Annotated in this window: 23 protein-coding genes and 1 riboswitch; of the genes, 15 read left to right on the top strand and 8 right to left on the bottom strand. The window is 62.1% G+C overall.

Annotated elements, in window-relative coordinates:
- Window positions 1–173: 173 nt before the first annotated feature.
- From solA to C5748_RS10965, 6 genes are all read right to left on the bottom strand, one after another.
- Window positions 174–1,331, bottom strand: a complete 1,158-nt coding sequence (gene solA, locus C5748_RS10940) for an N-methyl-L-tryptophan oxidase (protein ID WP_105742198.1) — start codon at window positions 1,329–1,331, stop codon at window positions 174–176.
- A 31-nt stretch (window positions 1,332–1,362) separates the two neighbouring features.
- Window positions 1,363–2,847: an HAL/PAL/TAL family ammonia-lyase gene (locus tag C5748_RS10945; protein ID WP_105741984.1), complete on the bottom strand. Its 1,485-nt coding sequence runs from the start codon at window positions 2,845–2,847 to the stop codon at window positions 1,363–1,365.
- A 14-nt stretch (window positions 2,848–2,861) separates the two neighbouring features.
- Window positions 2,862–3,632, bottom strand: a complete 771-nt coding sequence (locus C5748_RS10950; protein ID WP_105741985.1) for an ABC transporter ATP-binding protein — start codon at window positions 3,630–3,632, stop codon at window positions 2,862–2,864.
- 29 nt (window positions 3,633–3,661) lie between these two features.
- Entirely contained in the window at window positions 3,662–4,384 is a 723-nt protein-coding gene (locus tag C5748_RS10955; RefSeq protein WP_105741986.1) for an ABC transporter permease, read from the bottom strand.
- Between the two features lie 12 nt (window positions 4,385–4,396).
- A complete protein-coding gene (locus tag C5748_RS10960; protein WP_105741987.1) occupies window positions 4,397–5,119 on the bottom strand; it encodes an ABC transporter permease in 723 nt (240 codons plus the stop codon).
- 117 nt (window positions 5,120–5,236) lie between these two features.
- Window positions 5,237–6,079 carry a transporter substrate-binding domain-containing protein gene (locus tag C5748_RS10965; RefSeq protein WP_105741988.1) on the bottom strand — a complete coding sequence of 281 codons (843 nt, stop codon included), beginning with the start codon at window positions 6,077–6,079 and terminating at the stop codon, window positions 5,237–5,239.
- 347 nt (window positions 6,080–6,426) lie between these two features.
- Here C5748_RS10965 and hutC point away from each other — a divergent pair, with 347 nt between their 5' ends.
- Together hutC and C5748_RS10975 are read left to right on the top strand one after the other, a co-directional pair.
- On the top strand, window positions 6,427–7,161 hold the full coding sequence (hutC, locus tag C5748_RS10970; protein WP_105741989.1) for a histidine utilization transcriptional repressor HutC: 735 nt from the start codon (window positions 6,427–6,429) through the stop codon (window positions 7,159–7,161).
- Between the two features lie 333 nt (window positions 7,162–7,494).
- The gene (locus C5748_RS10975; RefSeq protein ID WP_105741990.1) at window positions 7,495–9,807 is read left to right on the top strand and encodes a glucose/quinate/shikimate family membrane-bound PQQ-dependent dehydrogenase; all 2,313 of its coding nucleotides are present in this window, start codon (window positions 7,495–7,497) and stop codon (window positions 9,805–9,807) included.
- An 84-nt stretch (window positions 9,808–9,891) separates the two neighbouring features.
- Here C5748_RS10975 and C5748_RS10980 read toward each other — a convergent pair whose 3' ends face one another.
- Entirely contained in the window at window positions 9,892–11,052 is a 1,161-nt protein-coding gene (locus C5748_RS10980; protein WP_105741991.1) for a fumarylacetoacetate hydrolase family protein, read from the bottom strand.
- A gap of 30 nt (window positions 11,053–11,082) precedes the next feature.
- Window positions 11,083–13,218 (bottom strand): putative bifunctional diguanylate cyclase/phosphodiesterase, encoded by a 2,136-nt coding sequence (locus C5748_RS10985; RefSeq protein WP_105741992.1) that lies wholly within the window; start codon window positions 13,216–13,218, stop codon window positions 11,083–11,085.
- Window positions 13,219–13,511: 293 nt separating this feature from the next.
- Window positions 13,512–13,613, top strand: a riboswitch (TPP riboswitch).
- Window positions 13,614–13,696: 83 nt separating this feature from the next.
- Between C5748_RS10985 and thiD the strand changes: the two genes are divergently transcribed.
- The 13 genes from thiD to C5748_RS11050 all read left to right on the top strand — a co-directional run bounded on the left by thiD (window position 13,697) and on the right by C5748_RS11050 (window position 23,902).
- Window positions 13,697–14,536, top strand: a complete 840-nt coding sequence (thiD, locus tag C5748_RS10990) for a bifunctional hydroxymethylpyrimidine kinase/phosphomethylpyrimidine kinase (RefSeq protein WP_105741993.1) — start codon at window positions 13,697–13,699, stop codon at window positions 14,534–14,536.
- A gap of 5 nt (window positions 14,537–14,541) precedes the next feature.
- The gene (thiO, locus tag C5748_RS10995) at window positions 14,542–15,552 is read left to right on the top strand and encodes a glycine oxidase ThiO (RefSeq protein ID WP_105741994.1); all 1,011 of its coding nucleotides are present in this window, start codon (window positions 14,542–14,544) and stop codon (window positions 15,550–15,552) included.
- Window positions 15,521–15,718, top strand: coding sequence for a sulfur carrier protein ThiS (gene thiS / locus C5748_RS11000; RefSeq protein WP_105741995.1), 198 nt, complete (start codon window positions 15,521–15,523; stop codon window positions 15,716–15,718). Before thiO ends, thiS begins: the two co-directional genes overlap by 32 nt.
- 1 nt (window position 15,719) lies before the next feature.
- A complete protein-coding gene (locus C5748_RS11005; protein WP_105741996.1) occupies window positions 15,720–16,490 on the top strand; it encodes a thiazole synthase in 771 nt (256 codons plus the stop codon).
- Window positions 16,487–17,098, top strand: a complete 612-nt coding sequence (locus C5748_RS11010) for a thiamine phosphate synthase (protein ID WP_199194777.1) — start codon at window positions 16,487–16,489, stop codon at window positions 17,096–17,098. The genes C5748_RS11005 and C5748_RS11010 overlap by 4 nt, the downstream gene beginning before the upstream one ends.
- Window positions 17,095–18,072, top strand: coding sequence for a HesA/MoeB/ThiF family protein (locus tag C5748_RS11015; RefSeq protein WP_105742199.1), 978 nt, complete (start codon window positions 17,095–17,097; stop codon window positions 18,070–18,072). The genes C5748_RS11010 and C5748_RS11015 overlap by 4 nt, the downstream gene beginning before the upstream one ends.
- A 52-nt stretch (window positions 18,073–18,124) precedes the next feature.
- Window positions 18,125–19,069, top strand: a complete 945-nt coding sequence (locus C5748_RS11020; protein WP_425350240.1) for an ABC transporter substrate-binding protein — start codon at window positions 18,125–18,127, stop codon at window positions 19,067–19,069.
- A 2-nt stretch (window positions 19,070–19,071) separates the two neighbouring features.
- Window positions 19,072–19,770 carry a thiaminase II gene (tenA, locus tag C5748_RS11025; RefSeq protein ID WP_425350241.1) on the top strand — a complete coding sequence of 233 codons (699 nt, stop codon included), beginning with the start codon at window positions 19,072–19,074 and terminating at the stop codon, window positions 19,768–19,770.
- Complete coding sequence (locus C5748_RS11030) at window positions 19,763–20,494, top strand: ABC transporter ATP-binding protein (RefSeq protein ID WP_105742000.1); 732 nt, start codon at window positions 19,763–19,765, stop codon at window positions 20,492–20,494. Before tenA ends, C5748_RS11030 begins: the two co-directional genes overlap by 8 nt.
- Window positions 20,491–21,252, top strand: coding sequence for an ABC transporter permease (locus C5748_RS11035; RefSeq protein WP_105742001.1), 762 nt, complete (start codon window positions 20,491–20,493; stop codon window positions 21,250–21,252). Before C5748_RS11030 ends, C5748_RS11035 begins: the two co-directional genes overlap by 4 nt.
- Before the next feature lie 405 nt (window positions 21,253–21,657).
- Complete coding sequence (locus C5748_RS11040; protein WP_105742002.1) at window positions 21,658–22,491, top strand: transporter substrate-binding protein; 834 nt, start codon at window positions 21,658–21,660, stop codon at window positions 22,489–22,491.
- Between the two features lie 81 nt (window positions 22,492–22,572).
- A complete protein-coding gene (locus tag C5748_RS11045) occupies window positions 22,573–23,235 on the top strand; it encodes an amino acid ABC transporter permease (RefSeq protein WP_105742003.1) in 663 nt (220 codons plus the stop codon).
- A gap of 4 nt (window positions 23,236–23,239) precedes the next feature.
- Window positions 23,240–23,902, top strand: coding sequence for an amino acid ABC transporter permease (locus C5748_RS11050; RefSeq protein WP_105742004.1), 663 nt, complete (start codon window positions 23,240–23,242; stop codon window positions 23,900–23,902).
- Window positions 23,903–23,906 lie beyond the last annotated feature (4 nt).

Genomic DNA, 23,906 nt, shown 5'->3' on the forward strand with positions numbered 1-23,906 from the left:
CGATGAACTTCAGCCGTTCATCCATAAGGCTACACTCCTTCCACGGCACTCCGCGATCCTCCGCAAAGCGCCAATTGTGTAACCTATGTGTCCGCAATGAACTGTGACCCATGTCTCGGGTAGGTCAATTACGACATATCGACTGGGATTCCGACAAAGCGCGTGGCCGTGTTCTATTCCCGCCGCGTCTTCGCGAAGCGGTCCATGGCGGCGAAGGAGAAGGCGCTGATCGGCAGGGGCGTTGCGCCCTCCAATACCAGATCGGCGAGGATTTCACCGACGACGCTGGTAAATTTGAAGCCGTGCCCCGAACAGGGCGACGCCACCACGATGCGCGGGTCGGACGGCAGGAGGTCGATGAGGAAATCCTCACTCGGCAGCATCGTATAGCGGCAGGTGATGGCATTGACGCGCAGGCCTGCTGCATCAGGAACACGGCGGGCGATGAAATCATCGAGCAGCGCCAGATCGGTGTCGTTCACCGGCGGATTGGGGCTATCAGGATCGATCTCCTCGCGGAAATGCGCGTGTTTTCCGATCTTGACGCCATCCGGCCCGATGACGGGAAAGCCGAAGAAGGAACCGGCATCGCCCTCATCGCGGATGAAGGCCGGCATGCGGCCAAGTGCCGTGGAAAAACCGTCGCGCGGCTGATACCACGCCACGACCTGGCGGATCGGCACGGCGAGCCCGCGCAATTGCGGCACCAGCTCGGCAATCCATGGCCCAGTGGCCACCACCACCTTGCCGGCGCGGTAGCGCGCCGTATCGGTGACGATCTCGACATCGCTATCGCCGGGTTCGATCGCCGTCACCTTCTCGCCGAAATGCAGAACGGCGCCGTCCGCCGCCGCAAGTCTCAGATAGCCGAAGACCGCAGCCTCCGGCTTCAGGAACCCGCCCTCGGGATCGAGAACCGCAATGTCATCGGCATCCAGCGCAAAGGCGGGAAAGCGCCTCAGCATCATTTCCCGGTCGAGCACCTCGGAGGCAAGCCCATGCAGTTTCGCTGAGGCGCGCGTTCCCTTGACGATCTTGTCGTCGGGGCGGCCGATCTGCAGCACGCCTGATATCGTCAGCACCTGCTCGCGCAGCCGTTGCTCCATCGAGCGCCAATTGGCGTAGGCGCTCTGCAGAAGCGGCACATAGGACGGATCCTCGAAATAGCCGAGCCGGATCAGCCTGGAATCACCATGCGAGGAGCCCAGCGCATGAGCGGGAAACGCCGCCTCGATGCCGATCACTTTGACGCCGCGGGCGGCGAGATGCGCGACCGCCGCGCTGCCCATGGCGCCAAGACCGATGACGGCGACATCATATTGCGTGGACATGTTCATCCCCCAGTTTCGTCGGCTAAGGCAGTCAATCAATGCGGGGCGCCGTAGTACTGGCCAGAAGGCCACGCGCCGCCGCCATATCCTTAGCCAGGGGCCGATCATCGGCATAGCGGGGCAGGATGTCGCGCAATGCCCGATACACCACATCGGTCCCTTCAGCGCGGGCGGCTTTCGCGGATTGAATATCCAGCGCCTGCGCCGCCGCCAGAAGCTCGATCGCGAAGATCTGCTCGGCATTGTCGAGCACGGCCAGAAGCTTCATCGCCGCGGCCGTCGGATGCGCCAGGAAATCCTCCTGCAAGGCGGAGGTGACGTCGCCATCGAGACTGGCGGGCGCGCCAAGGCGGCGGTTTTCGTTGCTGAGTGCGGCGGCCGTATATTGCGCGATCATGAAACCGGAGCCCGCGCCTGGATCATCGGCGAGGAAGGCCGGCAGGCCGCTCACCAGCGGATTGACCAGACGGTCGATGCGGCGCTCGCTCATGGCAGCGATCTGCGCGATAGCGACCGCCAGCATGTCGAGCCCCTGCGCGAGGGCGGGCCCAACGGCGTGAGCCTCAGACCAGACCAGCGGCTCCTCCGGCGAGCCTGAAACGGCTGGATTGTCGGTGACGGAGGCAAGCTCGCGATTGACGACATCGGCTACGAAATCGAAGCCGTCACGTGCGGCGCCGTGGGCATGCGGAATGGCGCGCAGGCTCAATGCATCCTGCGTCCGCGCCCCGGCATTGGCTGATATGAGCCGGCTTCCTTCGAGCCTTTCCCGCAATGCGCGGCCGACGGTTTCGATGCCCTTCGAGCGCCGGAGTGCAAGCACGCTCTCATCGAATGCCTGCATCTGCGCGCCGAGCGCTTCAAGCGTCAGCGCGGCGATGGCATCGGCCCATTCGAGCAGACGCTCAACACGGTGAAGCGCGACACAGCCAAGGCCTGTGGAACAGGACGTGCCGTTGACAAGGCTCAAGCCTTCCTTCGCCTCCAGCACGACCGGCGCAATGCCGATCTGCGCCAGGGCTTCGGCGCCGGTCACCTTGCGGCCCGCCAGATGCACCGTCCCCTCGCCGATCAGCACCAGCGCGATATGCGCCATATGCGTGAGATAGCCGGCGGAGCCTTTCGAGGGGACATCGGGAATGCAATCATGGTCGAGCAGCGCCAGCATCGCTTGTACGATTTCGGGCCGGACGCCGGAATGGCCATGGGCGAAATTGTTGATCTGGGCGGCGATGATGGCGCGCACCTCGCGCGGCGCAAGAAGGGGACCGACGCCGCAGGCATGGCTCATCAGGATATTGCGCGACAGGCGGCGCTGCGACGCGCGGTCGACGACCGTATCGGCAAGCGCGCCGACGCCTGTGGTTATTCCATAGGCGCGGACGCCGCTATTCACCAGCGCGGCGACGATGCGCGCGGCGTGACCTATCCTGTTCCAGGCATTGTCGCCAAGCTCCAGCCGGGCACCCTCGGCGATGCCGGCGGCTGAATGCCAATCGAGCGTCGTTTCAAGCATTATGGTGCGCACTGTCAGCTCCCGAACGTGCCGATGAATTGCCGGAAGGCGGGTGAACCGCCTTTACCGAAAAGCTCTTCCGGCGCGCCGTCGCTGTCGATCTCGCCGGAGCGCATGAAGATGACGCGGTTGGAGACATTGCGGGCAAAGCTCATCTCATGCGTAACCACCAGCATCGTCATGCCCTCTTCCGCCAGACTGCGCATGACGCGCAGAACCTCGCCGACGAGCTCGGGATCGAGCGCGGAGGTCGGCTCGTCGAACAGCATCACCTTCGGTTTCATCGCCAGGGCGCGGGCAATCGCGGCGCGCTGCTGCTGGCCGCCGGAGAGGTGGGCTGGATAGGCATGGCGCTTTTCGGCGATCCCGACCTTTTCAAGAAGCGCTTCTGCTTCGGCGATGCACTCGGCGCGCGGCCTTTTCAGCACATGCACCGGACCTTCGATGGCATTGTCGAGGATGGTCATGTGGGACCAGAGATTGAAGGACTGGAAGACCATGCCGAGCTCGGCCCGGATGCGATCGATCTGCTTTCGGCTGACCGGCATGTTGCGGCCGTTGCGCACCGTCATCTCGATGCGCTCGCCGTCGACGACGATCTCGCCCTGATCGGCGGTTTCGAGAAGATTGATGCAGCGCAGGAATGTCGATTTTCCCGAACCGCTGGCGCCGAGCAGCGAAATGACGTCGCCATCATGGGCATCGAGCGAAATGCCGCGCAGAACCTCATGCGCGCCGAAGCTCTTGTGGATGTTGCGGACGGATAGCCGGGTGGCCGCAGCCATGTTCCCCTCCATTGTGGTTTCTGGCGTCGTCATCGGGATACCGGAAGGCCGCCGGGGACCAGAGATACCGCAGCACGCCGGTGCGGTGAAAGGCGATGTTCGATAAGTGCCATCGCCTGCAGGATCAGGAAATTGAGCACGAGATAGATGATCGCCGCGCAGAGAAACACCTCCATCGTACGGTAGGTCTGCGCGATCAGCCGCTGCGCAACGCCGGTCACCTCCCAGACAGTGACGAGGCTCGCCAGCGCCGTGGATTTGACCATCATCACGATCTCCGTCGAATAAGCCGGCAGGGCATGGCGGAAGGCGATGGGGGCGATGATGCGGCGCACCAGGAGAAAGCCGGACATGCCGATGGCGCGCGCCGCCTCGATTTCGCGCGGCTGAACGGCGCGCAGGCCGAAGCGGAAGATCTCAGCCGTATATCCCGCCGTGCAGAGCGCCAGCGACAGGACGGCGCAGACGAAGGGCTCGCGCAACGCCGGCCAAACGAAAGAGTGGCGGATGAAGCCGAACTGGCCGAGGCCGTAGAAGACGAGAAACATCTGGATGAGCAGCGGCGAGCCGCGGAAGATGAAGATATAGCCCCGCGCAAACCGGCTGAGGACGGGATTGCCGCCGACCCGCATCCAGACGATCAACAGGGCGAGCAGACCGCCGAACAGCACCGAGAGGGAAAACAAGGCAAGCGTCATCGGCAAGGCGGCGAGCAGCGTCTTCATGGTCTGGAACAGGAAAGGGAAATCCATCGCCATTCCTCCTTATATCTGGCCGATGCCGGCCGGCATGCTGCGGCTGGCGCGCCTCTCGGCGCTGGCAAACAGGCGGTCGGACATGCTGGTCAGGACCAGATAGAGACAGCCGCCGACGATGAAGAACAGGAAATATTGCCGTGTCGAGCCGGCGGCGACCTGGCTGGTGCGCATCAGATCGGCGAGGCCTGTGACGGAGACGAGTGCGGAATCCTTGAGGCTCAGCTGCCAGACATTGCCGATGCCGGGAAGGGCGAAGCGCAGAACCTGCGGCGCGATGATGCGCCGGAACCGCAACAGACGGTTCATGCCGATCGCCTCGGCGGCTTCGAGCTCGCCCCTGGGAATCGCCAGGAAGGCACCGCGATAGACCTCGGCCTGATAGGCGCCGCAGATCAGACCTACGGCAAGGGCGCCGGCGATGAAGGTCGGAAGCCCGAGAAACCCGTCATAGCCGAAATAAGCGCCGATCATGGTGACGGCGCTGGAGCCGCCGAAATAGACGAGATAGATGATCAGAAGCTCAGGCACGCCGCGAAAGATGGTGGTGTAGACGCCGCCGGCGGTTCTGATCGCCCGGCTCTGCGAAAGCTTGGCCGCGGCGACGACAGCCCCGAGCACGGCGCCGATCAGGAGCGCCGTGAGGGTGACGCACAGCGTCATCAAGGCAGCCATGAGGAGCAGCCCGCCCCAGCCGGTCTGCCCGAAACCGAGTGTCTCCACTATCTGCATATCAATGTTCCCACACTATCGATTGGGGCCGGTCTCAGCAGACCGGAGCGGGACGCGAAAATTCCGCACGTCGAAAACGCGCCTTGGAGCGGCAAAACCGCTCCAAGGCAAATCCGGTCAAGGCGTAACGTCCGTCTTGAACCATTTCATCGACAGATCCTTGACGATTCCGTCGGCAAGTGCGGCCTTGATGGCATCGTCGAGCATCGCCTTGAGTTCGGGATCGGACTTGCGCACGCCCAGCCCCTCGCCGATGCCGAAAATGGTGCCGCCGATTTCGGGGCCGCTGAAGGCGAGTTCGCCATCGGCCTTTTCGAAGGCCGAATTCAGATAGACCGCGTCGTCGAAGGCGAGATCGATGCGTCCCGTTTCCAGATCGAGGTCGCGTTCGGCGCCGGTCTTGTATTCACGCACCGTGGCGATATCGCCGAAATTGTCATAGATGAACTTGGAATAGACAGTCGCCGCCTGGATGCCGATGGTGGCGCCCTTGAAGGCGGTGCGCATGGCTTCGACGGCATCCTTGCCGCCATTCAGATCCGGCTCCATCTTGACGACGCTGCCCGTGCCAGGCGCATTGGCGTAGGAGCTTTCCTTCGATGCGGCGAAGACCGCATGGGTATGGGCGTAAGGGACCGAGAAGTCGATGATCTGCTTGCGTTCCTCGGTGATCGACAGCGCGTCCATGATGACATCGAACTTGCCGGCGTTGAGGCTGGTGATCATGCCGTCCCAGTCGGAGGCGACCAGCTTGCATTCCACCTTCATGTGGTCGCAGAGATATTTCGCCAGTTCCGGCTCGAAACCGCCGAGCGAGCCGTCCGGATTGGTCATGTTCCACGGGGCATAGGCGCCTTCCAGCGTGATCGTCACGCTCTTCCATTCCTTGGCCTGAGCCGGAGACCATGCACCGGCAGCAAGCGCGACAGCGCCGGCCAGCAGAATCTTATAAGCTTTCATCGATATTCTCCTCTGGTGGTGTCGGAAACTGTTATTGACGTGCCGATCTGTGTCGGCTTGGCGAGAGCATGGCATGGCCATGATTAACGCGGATCGATATCGGGCTGGATCGTGAGCTATCGGCTAGACCAAGAAGCCAAATCCGGATCATTTCCCTATTGATGTTGTATATGGGACCATATGTCAATTACTATGGCATGCAAGCATAAAGTGTCGATTACGTGCAGTTCCTACCGCTGCTTAAAATTAAGGCGGAGAGGGCGGACGCACATTGTTCGGCTTCAAAGACTGCCGGGTAGCCAAGTGGTTTAGGCGATTTCAATGCGATCAGGAGGAGGATATCTTCAATGTCAAATGAACGGGCAAGCGAAAGCGCCCCGCTTTATGCCGGCGTGAAACAGATGATCCTCGACCGCATTCACAGCGGCGAATGGCCTCCGAAACATCGCGTCCCCTCGGAAAACGAGCTCGTCGCGGAGCTGGGCGTCAGCAAGATGACCGCCAACCGGGCGCTGCGCGAACTGGCGAGCGAGGGCGAACTCGTGCGCATCCAGGGCGTCGGTTCGTTCGTTGCCGAGCGCAAGGGCACTTCGGCGCTTTTCGAGGTCAGGAATATTGCAGACGAAATCGCGGAAAGAGGCCATATTCACCTGGCTTTGGTGGTTTTTCTCAGGGAAGAGGACGCCTCCCCTGCCATTGCGGACGCGCTGGATCTGCCGATCGGCGCAAGGGTCTTTCACTCGCTGATCGTCCATAGCGAGAACGGCGTTCCCGTGCAGATCGAGGATCGCCACGTCAATCCCGCGGCCGCGCCTGCCTATCTCGAACAGGATTTCACCACCATTACACCCAATGCCTATCTGACGCGCGAGGCACCCTTGAGCGGGTCGGAGCACATCGTCGAAGCCACCATGCCGGAACCCTGGGAATGCAAGCTGCTGGTCATCCTGCGCAACGAGCCATGCCTGACGATCCGCCGGCGCACATGGTCTTCGAAACAGGTGGTTTCGTTCGCCCGCCTCATCTATCCCGGCAATCGCTATCGGCTGGAAACACGCAGCGGCAAGGCCGTGGAAGAGTGAGCACGCGCTCCCAGGTTGTATATGTAACCCAGCATCGGGAACGACACCGCTGGGCATCCCTATTTTTTAGGAATCCTTTTTTAGGAAATGAAAAAAGCAATGCCCCGGCCATTTCTCCAGATGATTCGCCTCTATTTGCTTTCGAGAACGTCCGACGCCCTAGTTTAGGTTGATGCGACCACTATAGGAAATCTAGCTAACCAATTGAAAACTCGTGAGATTCTACGGAATACAAAAACACCGGTTGTCAAAAGTATTTTTTCAGTACAAAGATTCTGTATACGAACGATGACTTGAAGAATTGTTGATGCGAAACTTTCGAGGAGGCTGGATTTGCTGATATCTATTACTGCGCTTCTGTTTGCAGCCATTGCAATCGCCCTCGGTGTCGGCGGTGCATGGCTCGCTGCGCTTGGCGGAAGCTGGTATTATATCATCGCGGCTCTCGGCTTTCTTCTGACTGCGATATTCCTCTTCAAGCGGCGCCCCGCCGCACTATGGATCTATGCCCTCGTCATCCTCGGCTCGCTTGGCTGGGCGGTTTATGAAATCGGCTTCGACTGGTGGCAGTTGGGGACGCGTGGCGGCGTCATCGTGCTTCTCGGCCTGTGGCTTCTGGCCCCGTGGATATCGAGGAGGACGGGCGGCGCCTTGCCCCTTGCCGTCGCCGTGCTGGCCTCGCTGGCCGTTGCCGGATATTCCATGCTCCAGGACCCGCACGATATCGCCGGTTCACTCCCGACGGAACAGGTGACCGCAAACCCGGATCTGGGAGGCAATATGCCGCCCGGCGACTGGCGCCAATATGGCCGCACGCCATATGGCCAGCGCTATTCGCCGCTTGATCAGATCACGCCGGAGAATGTCGGCAGCCTGCGGGTGGCATGGACCTACCAGACCGGCGATATCAAGCAGCCGGAGGATATCGGCGAAACCACCTACCAGGTTACACCTCTCAAGGTGCACGACACGCTCTATCTCTGTACGCCGCACAATTGGGCGATCGCCGTCGATGCGACGACCGGCAAGGAGAAATGGAAATACGATCCGAATGTCGGCTTCAACCCGGACCGCCAGCACCAGACCTGCCGTGGCGTTTCCTATTACGCCGATCCGGCGGCGCCTCCCGGCCAGGCCTGCGCCGAGCGCGTCTATCTGCCGACTTCCGATGCGCGGCTGATCGCGCTCGATGCGGCGAACGGCCAGATCTGCTCATCCTTCGCCGACAATGGCACGCTGCATCTCGAACAGGGGATGCCGTACAATCCGGCGGGCTACTATTACTCGACCTCGCCGCCGGTGGTGGCAGAGGGCAAGATCATCGTTGGCGGAGCCGTCAACGACAATTATTCCATTCATCAGCAATCCGGGGTCATCCGCGCTTTCGACATCCATACAGGCGCGCTGATCTGGAACTGGGATTCGGGCAATCCGGACGAGACGACGCCGCTTCCGGATGGCCAGAAATACACCGTCAACTCGCCCAACAGCTGGTCGGTCTCGAGCGTGGATGAAAATCTCGGGCTGATCTATGTGCCGCTCGGCAACAGGGTGCCCGACCAGCTTGGCATGGGCCGTAGCGAGCATGTCGAGAAATATTCCTCCTCCATCGTGGCGCTAGATCTCAATACCGGACAGGTGCGCTGGGTTCACCAGACGGTGCATCATGACCTCTGGGACATGGATGTTCCAGCGCAGCCGGTTCTCGTTGACATCACCAAGGAGGACGGCGCCGTTGTTCCAGCGCTGGTCGGCCCGACCAAGCAGGGCGACATCTATGTGCTCGACCGGCGAACCGGCGAACCGATTATCCCGGTCGAGGAGGTGCCGGCTCCCAGCGGAGCGATACCGGAGGATTTCACCTCTCCGACGCAGCCCACCTCCGGCCTGACCTTCTCGCCGCCGCCACTGACCGAAAAGGACATGTGGGGCGTTACCATGTTCGACCAGCTGATATGCCGGATCGAATTCCACAAGCTGAAATATGAAGGCCGCTATACGCCGCCCTCGCTGCAGGGAACGATCGTCTATCCCGGCAATTTCGGCACCTTCAACTGGGGCAGCGTTGCGGTCGATCCGGTGCGGCAGGTGATGTTCGCCATGCCGACCTATCTTGCCTTTACCTCCAAGCTGGTGCCGCGCGCCGAGGTTCCGCCTCCCGGCGAAGGCACGAAAGGAAGCGAACAGGGGCTGAACCGCAATGAAGGCGCGCCCTATGCCGTGCTCCTCAATCCCTTCCTGTCGCCGCTCGGCATTCCCTGCCAGGCGCCGCCGTGGGGCTACGTCGCCGGGGCGAATCTGCGGACGGGCAAGATCGTCTACAAGCACAAGAACGGCACTATCCGGGATATATCCCCGATACCGTTGCCGTTCGAGGTCGGCGTGCCCGGCATCGGCGGTCCGATGATCACGGCAGGCGGCGTCGCCTTCCTGGGGGCTGCAGTGGACGATTACTTCCGCGCCTATGATCTGACGACCGGCAAACAGCTATGGGAAGCACGCCTGCCGGCAGGCGGACAGGCCACGCCAATGAGCTATACAACGGAAGACGGTCGCCAATTCGTCCTCATCGTGGCAGGCGGCCATGGCTCCGTCGGCACCAAGCCGGGTGACTATGTCATCGCGTATACGTTGCCGGACAGCTGACAAGCCATGCCCTCGGAGGAAATCTTCCGGGGGCATGTGATTTATGCTTATGAAGCCTCGACGGCCACTGTTCTCAAGTCCGGTTTATAGCAGCCCACGCCTAGCAAGATTGCGCATCAGGGCGGCAGCGCCGAAAGTCCAGGGCGGGCATTGCGTCGAAAGCCGGACCGTATTGGTCAGACTGCCGAGCTTAGGATTGGAGATGGTGACGACATCGCCCATCTTGTGCGTAAAGCCTTCTCCCGGGGTGTCGCGGTCCTCGACCGGCGCGAACAGCGTTCCCATGAAAAGCAGGAATCCATCGGGGTATTGATGATGGGCGCCGACGGTCTGGGAAACGAGATCGAGTGGATCGCGGCTGATCTCCTTCATGGTGCTGTGCCCCTTGAGCACGAAACCGTCCTCACCTTCGATCAGCAGATCGAGATCGGCGTTGCGCACATCATCGATGGAATAGGTCTCGTCGAACAGCCGGATGAAAGGACCGATGGCAGCGGAGGCGTTGTTGTCCTTCGCCTTGCCGAGGAGCAGGGCGGAACGGCCCTCGACATCGCGCAGATTGACGTCGTTGCCGAGCGTCGCGCCCTTCACATGGCCTGTGCTGTCGACCGCCAGCACGATTTCCGGTTCGGGGTTGTTCCAGCTTGAGATCGGGTGCAGGCCGACCGACGCACCCCAGCCGACGGAAGAGAGAATTTGCGCCTTGGAGAAAACCTCGGCATCCGGCCCGATACCGACTTCGAGATATTGCGACCAGACATTTTCCTCGATCAGCGCGGCCTTGACCCTGGCCGCTTCCGGAGACCCGGCTTTCAGATTGCGCAAGCTGTTGCCGATGATCGCCGTTACCCGCTCGCGGATCTTCAGCGCCAGCGCCGGATTTCCGGCGGCCTTTTCCTCGATCACACGCTCGATCATCGAACGGGCGAAGGTGACGCCGCAGGCCTTGACCGCCTGCAGGTCGCAGGGCGCCAGGAAATGGACCTGAGTCAGGTCGCCCGCAGCCTCGACCGATTGCTCGGCGAGCTCTTGAAGCGGCAGGAGACGTTCGCCTTTCCGCGCACGGGCGAATGCTGCCGGGTCATCCCGCTCAAGGAGATCGCGCATGGTCGGCGCCGCTTTTGAGGTGATGTCGAAAAGCACGCCGTCGCGCAGCATGACGAGGGCCGGCCCCTCGACGTCCGGCCGCCAGACGCGCCCGACAAAGGTTCCGCTCCTGAATGTTTCAAGCTCCTCGAATGCCATAGCCGATATCTCCTCCCGTAATCCTGGTGCTTAATTTCGGCCTGTCATCGCAGAGGATGCCGGTTCATTCAATACCCGGCTGGAAGAAGCACTTTTGCTTGAGATGAATGTATCGATTTCGCTCGCCGGCATCGGCCTGCCGGTGAGAAAGCCCTGCACCTCACCGAATTGCTCGTGCCTCAGCCGGGTCAGTTGTTGCGCCGTTTCCACGCCTTCGGCCGTCGTAATTATGTTGAAGCCCGCGCCAAGGACCGCCACCGCCTGGATGATGGCGAGGTTCCTGGTGTCGACCTCTATGCCGGAGACGAAGCTGCGATCGATCTTGATCTTGTCGAAGGGAAAGGAGCTGAGATAGCTGAGCGAGGAATAGCCGGTGCCGAAATCGTCCATCGCTATGCGGACGCCAAGGTCGCGCAAGCCATAAAGCAGCTGGATGTTCTGCCGGCTGTTGGACAGGAAGATCGATTCGGTGATCTCCAGCTCCAGACGATGCGGCTCCAGGTCGGCCTCCTCAAGAGCCATGACCACGGTATCGAGCAATCCGGCCTGATCGAACTGCGCCGCTGAAAGATTGACCGAGATCTTGATCGATTTCGGCCAGCGCGCCGCAGTCATGCAAGCCTTGCGAAGCACCCACTGGCCGATACCGGAAATCAGCCCCGTTTCCTCCGCCACAGGGATGAATTCGGCGGGCGATACCATGCCGCGCTGCGGATGATGCCAGCGGATAAGCGCCTCGAAGCCCGAAATGCTATCGTCGGCCAGCGTGAAGATCGGCTGGTAATAGAGTTCGAACTGGCCCTCGTTCAACGCCTGCCTCAGTTCGAGCGTCAGAAGATGGCGCTTTTCTGCTGCCAGCCGCATGGATTGCTCATAGAAGCGGAAGGTCGAGCGGCCATCGGCCTTTGCGGCGTGGAGCGCCAGATCGGCATTGCGCAAAAGCAGGTCGACCTCATCGCCATGTTTCGGCGCCAGCGCTATGCCGATGCTGCAGCAGACATATTCCTCATTGTGGTCCAGGCGGAAGGGCTCGGCGAAAGCGGCCATCAGCTTTTCGGCAAACAGGCTTATATCCCCGGTATCACCGCCCATGAATGCGAGGGCGAACTCATCGCCATCGATGCGTGCAATGAAATCATCAGGCGAGACAAGCTTGCGCAGCCGCGATGCAACCTCGCGCAACAGCATATCTCCAGCCGGGTGCCCCATGCTGTCATTGACCTGCTTGAAATGATCGACATCGAGGTAGAGCAGAGCGAATGGCTCCGCTTCATGCTCGTTTTTCAAAAGCTTTCCAACATGGTCGGTGAAATAGGCGCGGTTGGGCAGGCCGGTGAGCGCGTCATGCATGGCGACATGCTCGATCCGCGACAGGATTTCCCGCCTTTCCGTAACATCCTCCGCAAGCCCGATGAGATAGCGCGGGCGCGAACCGTCGCTGGCGGGAATCCGGCGCTTGATGGTGCGCACGATGCGCACCTGACCATCGGGCCGCACCATGTTCTGTTCCAGGGACAGAACCTCGCTGCGGCGCATCGCCACCTTATCCTGCCGGCTGAGACGAATGACATCGCGGCGGGGATACAGGGCGCTGTCGGTTTTGCCCAGGACCTCCGCCGGCGTGCGGCCGCTGATCGAACCGGCCGCCTCGTTGAACAGCACGTAGCGCCCGTCACTCTCCATATCCTTGACGAAAACCCCCAAGGGGAGATTGCTCACCAGATTGTCGAGGAGCGACCGGGTGTGGTGCACCTGCTTGTAGGCCTGGTTGACCTCGGTGCGGTCCTGCACGATGGCCAAAACGGCATCGAGCCCCCTGAAGCGCACCTGCCGACCATAGGTCAGAACCTCGATGATCTCGCCATCCGCCTTCAGATGCTGCCAGCGCTGGGGCCGGTCGAGATCGGTTCTCTCGCTTATCGCATCCAGCATGCGCTCGCGCTCAGCGGGAGGACGTATGTCGAGAACGGTCAGTTGCCGGAACTGTTCGCGATCATAGCCATAGAGTTCGACGGCGGCCTGATTGATGATGAGGAATTTCAGAGTTTGGGGATCATAGACCCACATGGGCGTCGGGTGGGTGGTAAAAAGGACGCGGAAATCCTCGTCGGTCTCCGCTGCTTCCGCCGGCCCGCCAACGATGCCTCGAGGCTCAGAATTCGCCATCAGATTGCGACCTCACATACATCCCCATTGTTGAAAACAACATCTACTGCCCCCTGCGATATGTGTCTGCGAAACCCCTGCCAAGCAAAGCATCAAATTCTAAATAAACAATGTTAAACTTTGATTTTGCTTATCTTTATGCATCGGTGGCATTTACTGGGCACGATGCAATCCTGAATTGCCGCAATGCCGGACCACACTCTTTTGGGCGGGTATCAGCGCATGGGTCGAGCGGCGGAAGCGCCTCCGGATAGCCTTGACGTTGGCCGATTTTGGGCCTATCTCGACAGCAGCAAAATTCGTTGGGGTGCCGAAAGGCTGAGAGGTGCTAACGCGCCAACCCATTGAACCTGATCCGGGATAATACCTGCGTAGGGAACGGAGTTTGGCACGTCGCGGACCGGGGGTGATTCCCCTTTTTGGAAGCATATTCCATCCTGGTCGAGACGTTTCCAGTTCCGTTCGGAATGGAAACGTCATGACGAGAACACAGACCGCACGCTCCTTTTCCATATCGGCGATACCGATCTGCGTCACCATCGCCGGATCGGACAGCGGCGGCGGCGCCGGCATCCAGGCCGACCTCAAGACCTTCTCCGCGCTCGGTGTCTATGGCGCGAGCATCATCACCGCGATCACCGCGCAGAACACGAAGGCGGTGACCGCCGTCCACGACATTCCGGCCGATATCGTCGCGGCGCAGATCGACGCCGTGTTCAACGATCTCGCCGTCGATGCCGTCAAGATCGGCATGCTCTCGATGCCGGAAACGATCGAGGCCGTGGCAGCCGGGCTTGCCGCCTTCGGCAAACCCATCGTGCTCGACCCTGTCATGGTGGCGAAATCCGGCGACAGGTTGCTCAGCCTGGATGCCGTATCCGCCTTGCGCGAAAAGCTTTTGCCCGGGGTGACGCTTCTGACGCCGAACCTGCCTGAAGCCGCCTCCCTGCTCGATAGCGATGTCGCGCGGACTGAAGCGCAAGCGGTGGAACAGGGCAAGGCGCTCCTGGCGCTGGGCGCCGGCGCGGTGCTGATGAAGGGCGGGCATGCAGATGGCGGGGAATGCGTCGATCTCCTGATCCGCGACGGCATGCCGCCGTTCAAGCTGACGGCGCCGCGCATCGCCACCCGCAACACGCATGGCACCGGCTGTACGCTTTCATCGGCCATTGCCGCCGGGCTGGCGAAAGGGCTGTCACTGGAGGAAGCCTTCGCCGCAGCCCATGCCTATCTACAGAGTGCGATCCTCGCCGCCGACCGTCTCAGCGTCGGATCGGGCAATGGTCCCGTGCATCACTTTCACGCGATGTGGAGCTAGAGCCGATGCGCATCACCATCATCGGCGCGGGCGTCGCGGGGCTGACATGCGCTATCGCATTTTCCGAACGAGGCTTCGACGTCACCGTCGTCGCGCGGAGCGAGCGCATCGGCGCCGACAGCTGCTCCTGGTATGCGGGCGGCATGCTGGCGCCGTGGTGCGAGGGCGAGAGCGCCGAGGAGCCGGTGGTTAGGCTCGGGCAACAGGCCCTCGACTGGTGGGAGAGCCATGTCGATTGCGTCGAGCGGGAGGGCACGCTCGTCCTCTCGCACACGCGCGACGCATCCGAGCTCATGCGCTTTTCCCGCCGCAGCAGCGCCTATGAAACCGTCGATGCCGGCCGGATCGAAGCGCTCGAACCCGATTTGGCCGGCCGCTTCCGGCAAGGTCTTTTCTTTCCCGGCGAAGGCCATCTCGATCCGCGCAAGGCGCTTGAGCAGCTTGCCGAAACGCTTCGCCGCCGCGGCGTACGCCTGCAACTCGGCACGGACATGGACAAGGCAGCTATCCAGAGCGACTTCACCGTCGATTGCCGTGGCCGTGCAGCAAAGGATGCGCTCACCGATTTGCGCGGCGTCAAGGGCGAGATGATTATCATTCGCTCGAACGAGGTGAACCTTAGTCGCCCGGTCCGCCTCCTGCATCCGCGCATCCCGCTCTATGTCGTGCCGCGCGGCGATGGCGTCTACATGGTCGGCGCGACGATGATCGAGAGCGATGCCGGCCGCCGCATCTCCGTGCGCTCGGTGCTGGAACTGCTGGGCGCGGCCTTTGCGCTCGATCCGGCCTTCGGCGAGGCGGAAATCCTGGAAACGGGCGTCGATGCCCGCCCGGCCTTTCCCGACAATCTGCCGCGCATCCGCAGGCGCGGCCAAACCCTCTATGTCAACGGGCTCTACCGTCACGGCTTCCTGCTTGCGCCAGCGCTCGCCCGCATGGCGATCGAAGCCGTGATCGATCCCACCAAAACACCGGAGTTGATGGATGAAAATTATCCTGAACGGCAATCCGCATGAAACCCATGCCGCCACGCTCGCCGCAATTCTCGCCGAACTCGATTTCGCCGACGCCGTGATCGCCACCGCCGTCAACGGCACATTCGTGAGCGCACCTGAGCGCGCCGAAACCCCGCTTCGGGACGGCGATCAGGTGGAAATTCTCGCGCCCATGCAGGGAGGCTGACATGCTGGAATTCTACAGCACGCCGATATCGAGCAGATTGCTGCTCGGTACCGCGCAATACCCCTCGCCCGCCATTCTTGCCGATGCGGTGCGCGCCTCCGGGACGGCGATCGTCACGGTATCGCTGCGGCGCGAATCCGGGCGGGATCGGGCGGGCCAGGATTTCTGGGCGCTGATCAAGGCGCTTGGGCTTCGCGTCCTGCCCAATACCGCCGGCTGCCATTCGGTGCGCGAGGCCGTCACCACGGCGCATATGGCGCGCGAAGTGTTCGGCACGCCGTGGATCAAGCTGGAGGTGATCGGCGAGCAGGACACACTACAGCCCGACATGTTCGGGCTGGTGGAGGCCGCGCGCATCCTCTCGAATGATGGTTTTGAGGTGTTTCCCTATATGACGGAGGATTTGGTCGTCGCCGAGCGGCTGGTCGAGGCAGGATGCAAGGTGCTGATGCCGTGGGGTGCGCCGATCGGCTCGGGCCGTGGGCTCAACAATGCCTATGGGCTGAAGACGCTTCGGGCGCATTTTCCCGACATTCCGCTGGTGATCGATGCGGGTATCGGCCTGCCATCCCATGCGGCGGAGGCGATGGAACTCGGCTATGACGCGGTGCTGCTCAACACGGGCGTCGCCAAGGCGGGTGATCCGGTAATGATGGCGCAGGCCTTTGCCAAGGCGGTGGAGGCCGGGCGCCTCGCATACGAGGCCGATCCGATCGAGGCGCGCGACATGGCCGCGCCATCGACGCCCCTCATGGGAAAGGCGTTTGTCTGATGGCGCTCGATCCGTTCTACCCGATCTTCGATTCCGCCGACTGGCTGGAACGGCTTCTGCCGCTTGGCATCAAGCTGGTGCAGCTGCGCATCAAGGACAGTGACGAGCAGGCGTTGCGCGCGGAAATCCGCCGCGCCCGCGATCTCTGCGCGCGGTATCGATGCCAGCTGATCGTCAACGACTATTGGCGGCTCGCCATCGAGGAAGGCTGCGACTTCATCCATCTCGGCCAGGAGGATCTGGACGTGGCCGATCTCAAAGCCATCGCCGAGGCGGGGTTGAAGCTCGGCATCAGCAGCCATGACGAAGCGGAACTCGACCGCGCCTTGGCCGCCAACCCTGATTATATCGCGCTCGGGCCGATCTATCCGACCATCCTCAAGAAGATGAAATGGGAGCAGCAGGGGCTGGAGCGGCTCACCGCATGGAAGGCGCGGATCGGCGACATCCCGCTCGTCGCGATCGGCGGAATGAGCGTCGAGCGTGCGCCCGGCGCGTTTGCTGCCGGCGCCGATATCGTTTCCGTGGTGACCGACATCACGCTCAACGCCGATCCGGAAGCCCGGGTGACGGAATGGATCGCGGCGACGCGAGGTCATATGCGATGAACCGTTATGCGCGTCAGGAAATCCTTCCCGAAGTCGGCGGGCAGGGTCAGGAAAAGCTGCGGCGGGCGCATGTGCTCATCGTCGGCGCTGGCGGTCTCGGCTGTCCGGCGCTGCAATATCTGGTCGGCGCCGGCATCGGCAGGATCACGCTCATCGATCCTGACAGCGTCGATCGCAGCAATCTGCATCGCCAGCCGCTCTATGGCGAAAGGAGCCTCGGCCAGCCGAAGGTGTTGGCCGCGCGCGATGCCTTGCGCGATCTCAATCCGGAAACGGAGATCATACCCGTCGTCGCCGCGCTCGATCCGGCCAATGCGACAACGCCGGTCGGGCAAGCCGATATTGCGATGGACTGCGCCGACAGCTTCGCCGCGAGCTATATCCTGTCCGATATCTGCCATGGGCTCGGCAAGCCTTTGATCTCGGCCTCGGCCCTCGGTCTTTCCGGCTATGTCGGCGGCTTTTGCGGCGGTGCGCCGTCGCTGCGGGCGGTCTTCCCGGATTTGCCGAAGACGCTTGCCACCTGCGCGACCGCCGGGGTGCTCGGCCCTGTCGTTGGGACACTTGGCGTGTTGCAGGCGCAGATGGTGCTCGGTGTCCTACTCGGCTTCGAGCCGTCGCCGCTCGGCAATATGGTGTCCGTCGATCTCAAGCGCTTTTCGTTCCGCAGCTTCCGCTTCGATCATGCGCCGGAGCCTGAGCGCATCCCCTTCCCGTTCATCGCGCCCGCCGGGCTTAGAGAGGATGATCTTCTGGTCGAGCTGCGCGGGGCCGACGAAGCGCCGCAAGCGCTTCGCACCGACGCGATGCGCGCCATAGTCGATGAATTTCAGGCCGCAAGCATCGTCCCGCCCGAGGGCCGCCGCGTGGTGATGTGCTGCCGCAGCGGACTTCGCGCATGGCGGGCCGCCTCCGCCCTGCAACGCTACTGGCCGGGCGACATCGCCCTGATCGCCGCCGGCGATTCCAATTGACCATTTTCCTTTTTCCAACCGGAGGAGATACCCCGTGAAATTCCGACGTTTCCTGCTCGCGCTCCTGGCGACCTTGCCATTGGCGGCAACACCGGCACTGGCCGCCGACAAGCTTTCGCTCATTCTCGACTGGTATGTGAACCCGGACCACGGGCCGATCGTCATCGCCAAAGAGAAGGGCTTTTTCCGTGACGAAGGCCTTGACGTGGACATCATCGCGCCGGCCGATCCTTCCGCGCCGCCGAAGCTTGTGGCGGCAGGACAGGCGGATATCGCCGTCTCCTATCAGCAGCAGATCCATCTTCAGGCGCATGAGGGCCTGCCCTTGCTGCGGGTCGGCACGCTGATCAGCTCGCCGCTCAACTGCCTGCTGACGCTTGCCGACGGGCCGGTGAAATCGATCGCCGACCTCAAGGGCAAGAAGGTCGGCTTTTCGGTCGCAGGCGTCGAGGAATCGATCCTCCAGACCATTCTCACCAAGAACGGCCTGAAGATGAGCGACGTGGAACTCATCAACGTCAACTGGTCGCTCGCGCCTTCGCTGATGTCGAAGCAGGTCGATGCCGTCATCGGCGCCTACCGCAATGTCGAACTGAACCAGATGGCGGTCGAGGGCGTGAAGGGCCGCTGCTTCTTCGTCGAGGAGGAAGGCGTGCCGCCCTATGACGAATTGATCTATGTCGCCAATGCCAAGACCATGGACAAGGGCAAGATCTCGCGCTTCCTCGCCGCCACGGAGAAGGCGACGCAGTTCATCCTGAACCATCCGCAGGAGAGCTACGAGATCTATGCCTCTACGGCCAAGGAGCTGCAGGACGAGGCCAACAAGCGCGCCTGGTTCGACACGCTGCCGCGCTTCGCGCTCAGGCCCGCCGCCCTCGATATCGGGCGCTACCGGCGCTACGAAGCCTTCCTTAGGGAACACGGTCTCGTGCCGGCCCTCCTGCCCGTCAACAAGATCGCCATCGACGTGAATGCAGAGGAGCCGGCACAATGAACATGATATCCACCAGAACCGATTTCTCATCACCTGTTTTTGCCGCCTGGCGCGATGCAGCGGGCGATGACTGGACGGCCTATATCGGCCACGAGTTCGTGAGAGGCATCGGCGACGGCTCGCTACCGCGCGCCTCATTCGTCCATTATCTCGTGCAGGATTATGTGTTCCTGCGCCATTTCGCCCGCGCCTGGGCTCTTGCCGTAGTCAAGGCCAACAGCCGCGAGGAAATGCGCATCGCGGCCTTAACCGTCGATGCGCTGGTCAATCATGAACTGCCGTTGCATGTCGGCATATGCGCCGAAGAGGGCATATCGGAGGATGCGCTTTTTGCAGCCGAGGAAGCGCCGGAAAATCTCGCCTATACGCGCTTCGTGCTCGATGCCGGCCATTCCGGCGATTTCCTCGACCTGATGGCCGTGCTGTCGCCTTGCGTGATGGGCTATGGCGAAATCGGCACGCGGCTTGCCGCCACGGCGGCGGCCGATACGCCCTATCGCCCATGGATCGATACCTATGCCGGACAGCGCTATCAGGATGTCTGCCACAGGGTGGGCAGGCTGATCGAACGAGCGGCGCGGGACCGGCTCGGCTCCGTGCCGCGAGAGACCGCACGCTGGCAGCATCTCGGCCGACAGTTCCGCACCGCCACCAGGCTTGAAGCCGCGTTCTGGCAGATGGGGCTGCGCGGACATGCATGAAGCACCGCCCGGACTTCTGTTGCAGGGCGATTTCCACCATGCCGGCCAACCGCTTTTTGACGGTATCCGGCTCGGCATCGAGGCCGGTAAATGGACCTGCCTCGTCGGCCCGTCGGGCGTCGGCAAATCGACGCTTTTACGGCTGATCGCCGATCTCGATACCGGCGGGGAATTTTCGGGCACGATAGTCGCAGGCGACGAAAGGCCGGTTACGGCGCGCGTCGCCTATATGGCGCAGACGGATCTCCTGGCGCCATGGCTCGATGTCTATGAGAATGTCGTCCTCGGCGCGAGGCTGCGCGGCGAGACGCCGGACCGGGCGCGTGCCGAGCGGCTCATTGCCCGTGTCGGCCTCGAGCCGCACCGGCACAAGCGCCCGGCGAGCCTTTCCGGCGGTATGCGGCAGCGCGCAGCACTCGCCCGCATGCTGATGGAGGACCGCCCGTTAGCGCTGCTCGACGAGCCTTTCGCGGCGCTCGACGCCCGCACCCGCAGCGAAATGCAGGAACTCGCCCATGAAATGCTTGGAGGGCGCACCGTCGTGCTGGTGACGCACGATCCGGCGGAAGCGGTGCGGCTTGCCGATGAGATCATCATCGTCAGCGCCGCCGGGCTCAGCCGCTATGAAAATCTGGAGGGCCAGCCGATCCGCGCTGCCGAGGCGGCTGAAACGCTTGCCATGCAATCCGATCTCTTACGCCGGCTGCGGGAGTTACCTCAGTGAAAAGCCGCTTCATCGATGGGCTTCTTTCCGCATGCGCGGCGCTGGCGCTATGGCAGGCCATCGTCTGGCTGACCGGCGTTCCGCCCTTCATCCTGCCCGGTCCGGGTGGCGTGCTGCGCGCGCTCATCGATAATCGCGCGCTGATCGCGGAGAACGCCGGGACGACCATCATCGAGGTGCTGATCGGCCTCGTTCTCGGCGCGGCCATAGGCGGCGCGACGGCGCTGCATCTGATGATTTCGCCAATGGCGCGGCGGCTGCTTTTACCGCTGATGGTATTCAGCCAGGCGATCCCGATCTTCGCGCTTGCGCCAATCCTGACGCTGTGGCTCGGCTACGGCATAATATCGAAGATCGCGGTGACTGTTCTGATGATCTTCTTTCCCGTGGTTTCCACCTTCTATGACGGCCTGCGGCGCACCGATCCGGGGCTGCTCGATCTGGCCAGGACCATGGGGGCAACGCCGATGAGCACGCTTCTGCGGCTGCGCCTTCCGGCAGCCCTCCCCGCCTTCGGCTCCGGCCTCAGGCTTGCCGCCGTCTATGCACCGATCGGCGCCGTTATCGGCGAATGGGTCGGCGCATCGAAAGGGCTCGGCTATCTCATGCTTCTCGCCAACGGCCGGTCGAAGGTCGATCTGATGTTCGCCGCGCTCTTCGTGCTGGCGGCCTTCACCGTCATCCTGCACGCCGTCATCTCAATCGCCGCACGGCGCATGGCGGACTGGTCGAAAGAGACGGATGGGAGCGGCGTTTAGGCAGATCTGACGGGTTGGCGTTCCGTCACACCCCCCTCTGGCCTGCCGGCCATCTCCCCCACAAGGAGGGAGATTAGCTGACATAGGCGGCAGTATTTATTCTTCACCGTAAATGGTTAGTGGCCAACTTCAATGACAGCCAATCTCCACCCTTGTGGGGGAGATGGCCGGCAGGCCAGAGGGGGGGTGTTCCAGCGGATCGCTCCACCTGAACTGAACTGCACTCCATTTTCAATCCGCATCATTCTATTTCCCCCCTGACAAGCTGACGCGCCCTCAAATCCACCCCGCGGTCTTGACAAGCCATGGTCTCAGGCATTCTATAGGTAATCCGGTATTAAAGACCGATGTCCTGTATATTGGATTACAAAAAGGGAACATTCGCTAAGCGAAAGGGATGATGTCATGACCAGCAAACTATTCATTGCGGCGATGATCGCCGTGCTGCCGATGACGGCCGAGGCTCAGGAAACCAGAAGCAAGATCGACGAGGTACTCGCACGCGGACATCTCATCATGGGGACCGGCAGCACCAATGCGCCGTGGCATTTCAAGAGCGTGGACGACAAGCTGCAGGGCTTCGACGTCGATATGGGCCGCATCGTCGCCAAGGCGCTTTTCAGCGACCCTGACAAGATCGAATTCGTCAACCAGTCCTCGGACGCCCGCATTCCAAACATCACCACCAACAAGGTGGACATCACCTGCCAGTTCATGACGGTGACCGGCGAGCGCGCGCAGCAGATCGCCTTCACCATCCCCTATTACCGCGAAGGCGTCGGGCTGATGCTGAAGGCGGACAGCCAATATGCCGATTATGCCGCGCTGAAGGACGCCGGTTCGTCCGTGACCATCTCGGTCCTGCAGAACGTCTATGCCGAGGATATGGTGCATGCCGCCCTGCCCGACGCCAAGGTCGACCAGTATGACTCGGTCGACCTGATCTATCAGGCGCTGGAGTCGGGCCGCTCCGATGCGGCGGCGACCGACCAGTCGTCGCTCGCCTGGTACATGACGCAGAACCCAGATCGCTACAAGGATGCAGGCTATGGCTGGAACCCGCAGACCTATGCCTGCGGCGTCAAGCGCGGCGACCAGGATTGGCTGAACTTCGTCAACACCGCCCTGCATGAGGCGATGACCGGCGTGGAGTTCGATTTCTACGCCAAATCGTTCAAGACCTGGTTCGGCAAGGATCTGACGCCGCCGCAGATCGGCTTCCCGGTGGAATACAAGTAAGCCGGCTCACGCGGTTCCGGGGATGCCCGGAGCCGCCTTCTCCCTATCCTGCGCGTGGCGGTGAACCATGAGCTATCGACCATGAACTATACGCTGAATTTCTCGGCGGTCTGGCGCAGCTTCGATCTGCTGCTGGAGGGGCTGGCGCTCAGTCTTGCGCTTGCCTTCGGCGCGATCCTGATCGGCTGCGTGATCGGCCTTTGCACGGCCTTCGGACTGATCTCCAAAAGCGGCTTCCTCAGGCGCCCCGCCGGCATCTACGTCACGATCATCCGCAACACGCCGATCCTCGTCCTCATCCTCTTCACCTATTTCGCGCTCCCGCAGCTGGGCGTGCGGCTCGGCAAGATCGAAAGCTTCGTCTTCACGCTTGCCATCTATTCCGGCGCCTATCTCGCCGAGGTCTTCCGCGGCGGATTGCTCGCCATTCCGCCGGGGCTGCGCGAGGCCGGTCTCGCCATCGGCCTGACGAACATGCAGATCCGCACGTCGATCATCACGCCGCTGATGCTGCGCAACGTCCTGCCGTCGCTCGGCAGCACCATCATCTCGCTCTTCAAGGACACATCGCTCGCCGCGGCGATCGCCGTGCCCGAACTCACCTTCGAAGCGCGCAAGATCAATGTCGAGACGTTCCGCGTCATCGAGACATGGATGGTCGCCAGCTGTCTTTATGTCGCCACCTGCTCGATCCTCGCCGCCCTGATGCGCGCGGTCGAGCGCCGTCTGGCCATAGCGAGGTAGTCCCATGGATATCATGCATTTCCTCGATGTGGTGTGGCTGGCGCGGATGCCGATCCTCAAGGGCCTCGGCGTCACCATTTCGATTTCGTTTCTGGCGATCTGCGCCGGTACGGTCCTCGGCGTGTTCGTCGGGCTGGCGCTCACCTATGGTGTGCGGCCGCTGCGCTGGATCGTGCGCGGCTATACGGATTTCATCCGCGGCACGCCGGTCCTCGTGCTGGTGCTGGCGAGCTATTACGTGCTGAGCACGGTGGGGCTCGATCTCGGGCCGTTCCAGGCCGGCGTCCTGGCGCTTGCCGTCTTCTGCTCGTCGCATGTCGGCGAGATCGTGCGCGGCGCGCTGCAATCGATCCCCAGGGGGCAAACGGAAGCCGCCAAGGCGATCGGCCTCACCTTCCCGCAGACATTCGCCTATGTGCTGGGGCCGCAGGCGCTGCGCCAGGTGCTGCCGGCCTGGGTCAACACGGCGGCGGAAATGGTCAAGGCGTCGACGCTGCTTTCGATCATCGGCGTCGCGGAACTGCTGCTGCGCACGCAGGAACTCATCTCGCGCAGCTTCATGAGCCTCGAATTCTATTTCTTCGCGGGCTTCCTCTATTTCACCATCAATTACGCCATCGAGCGTTTCGGCCGCTATGTCGAACGCAAGACCGCCGTTCCAACATAAAAGG

The organism is Phyllobacterium phragmitis (assembly GCF_002980495.1).
Taxonomy (GTDB): Bacteria; Pseudomonadota; Alphaproteobacteria; order Rhizobiales; family Rhizobiaceae; genus Paramesorhizobium; species Paramesorhizobium phragmitis.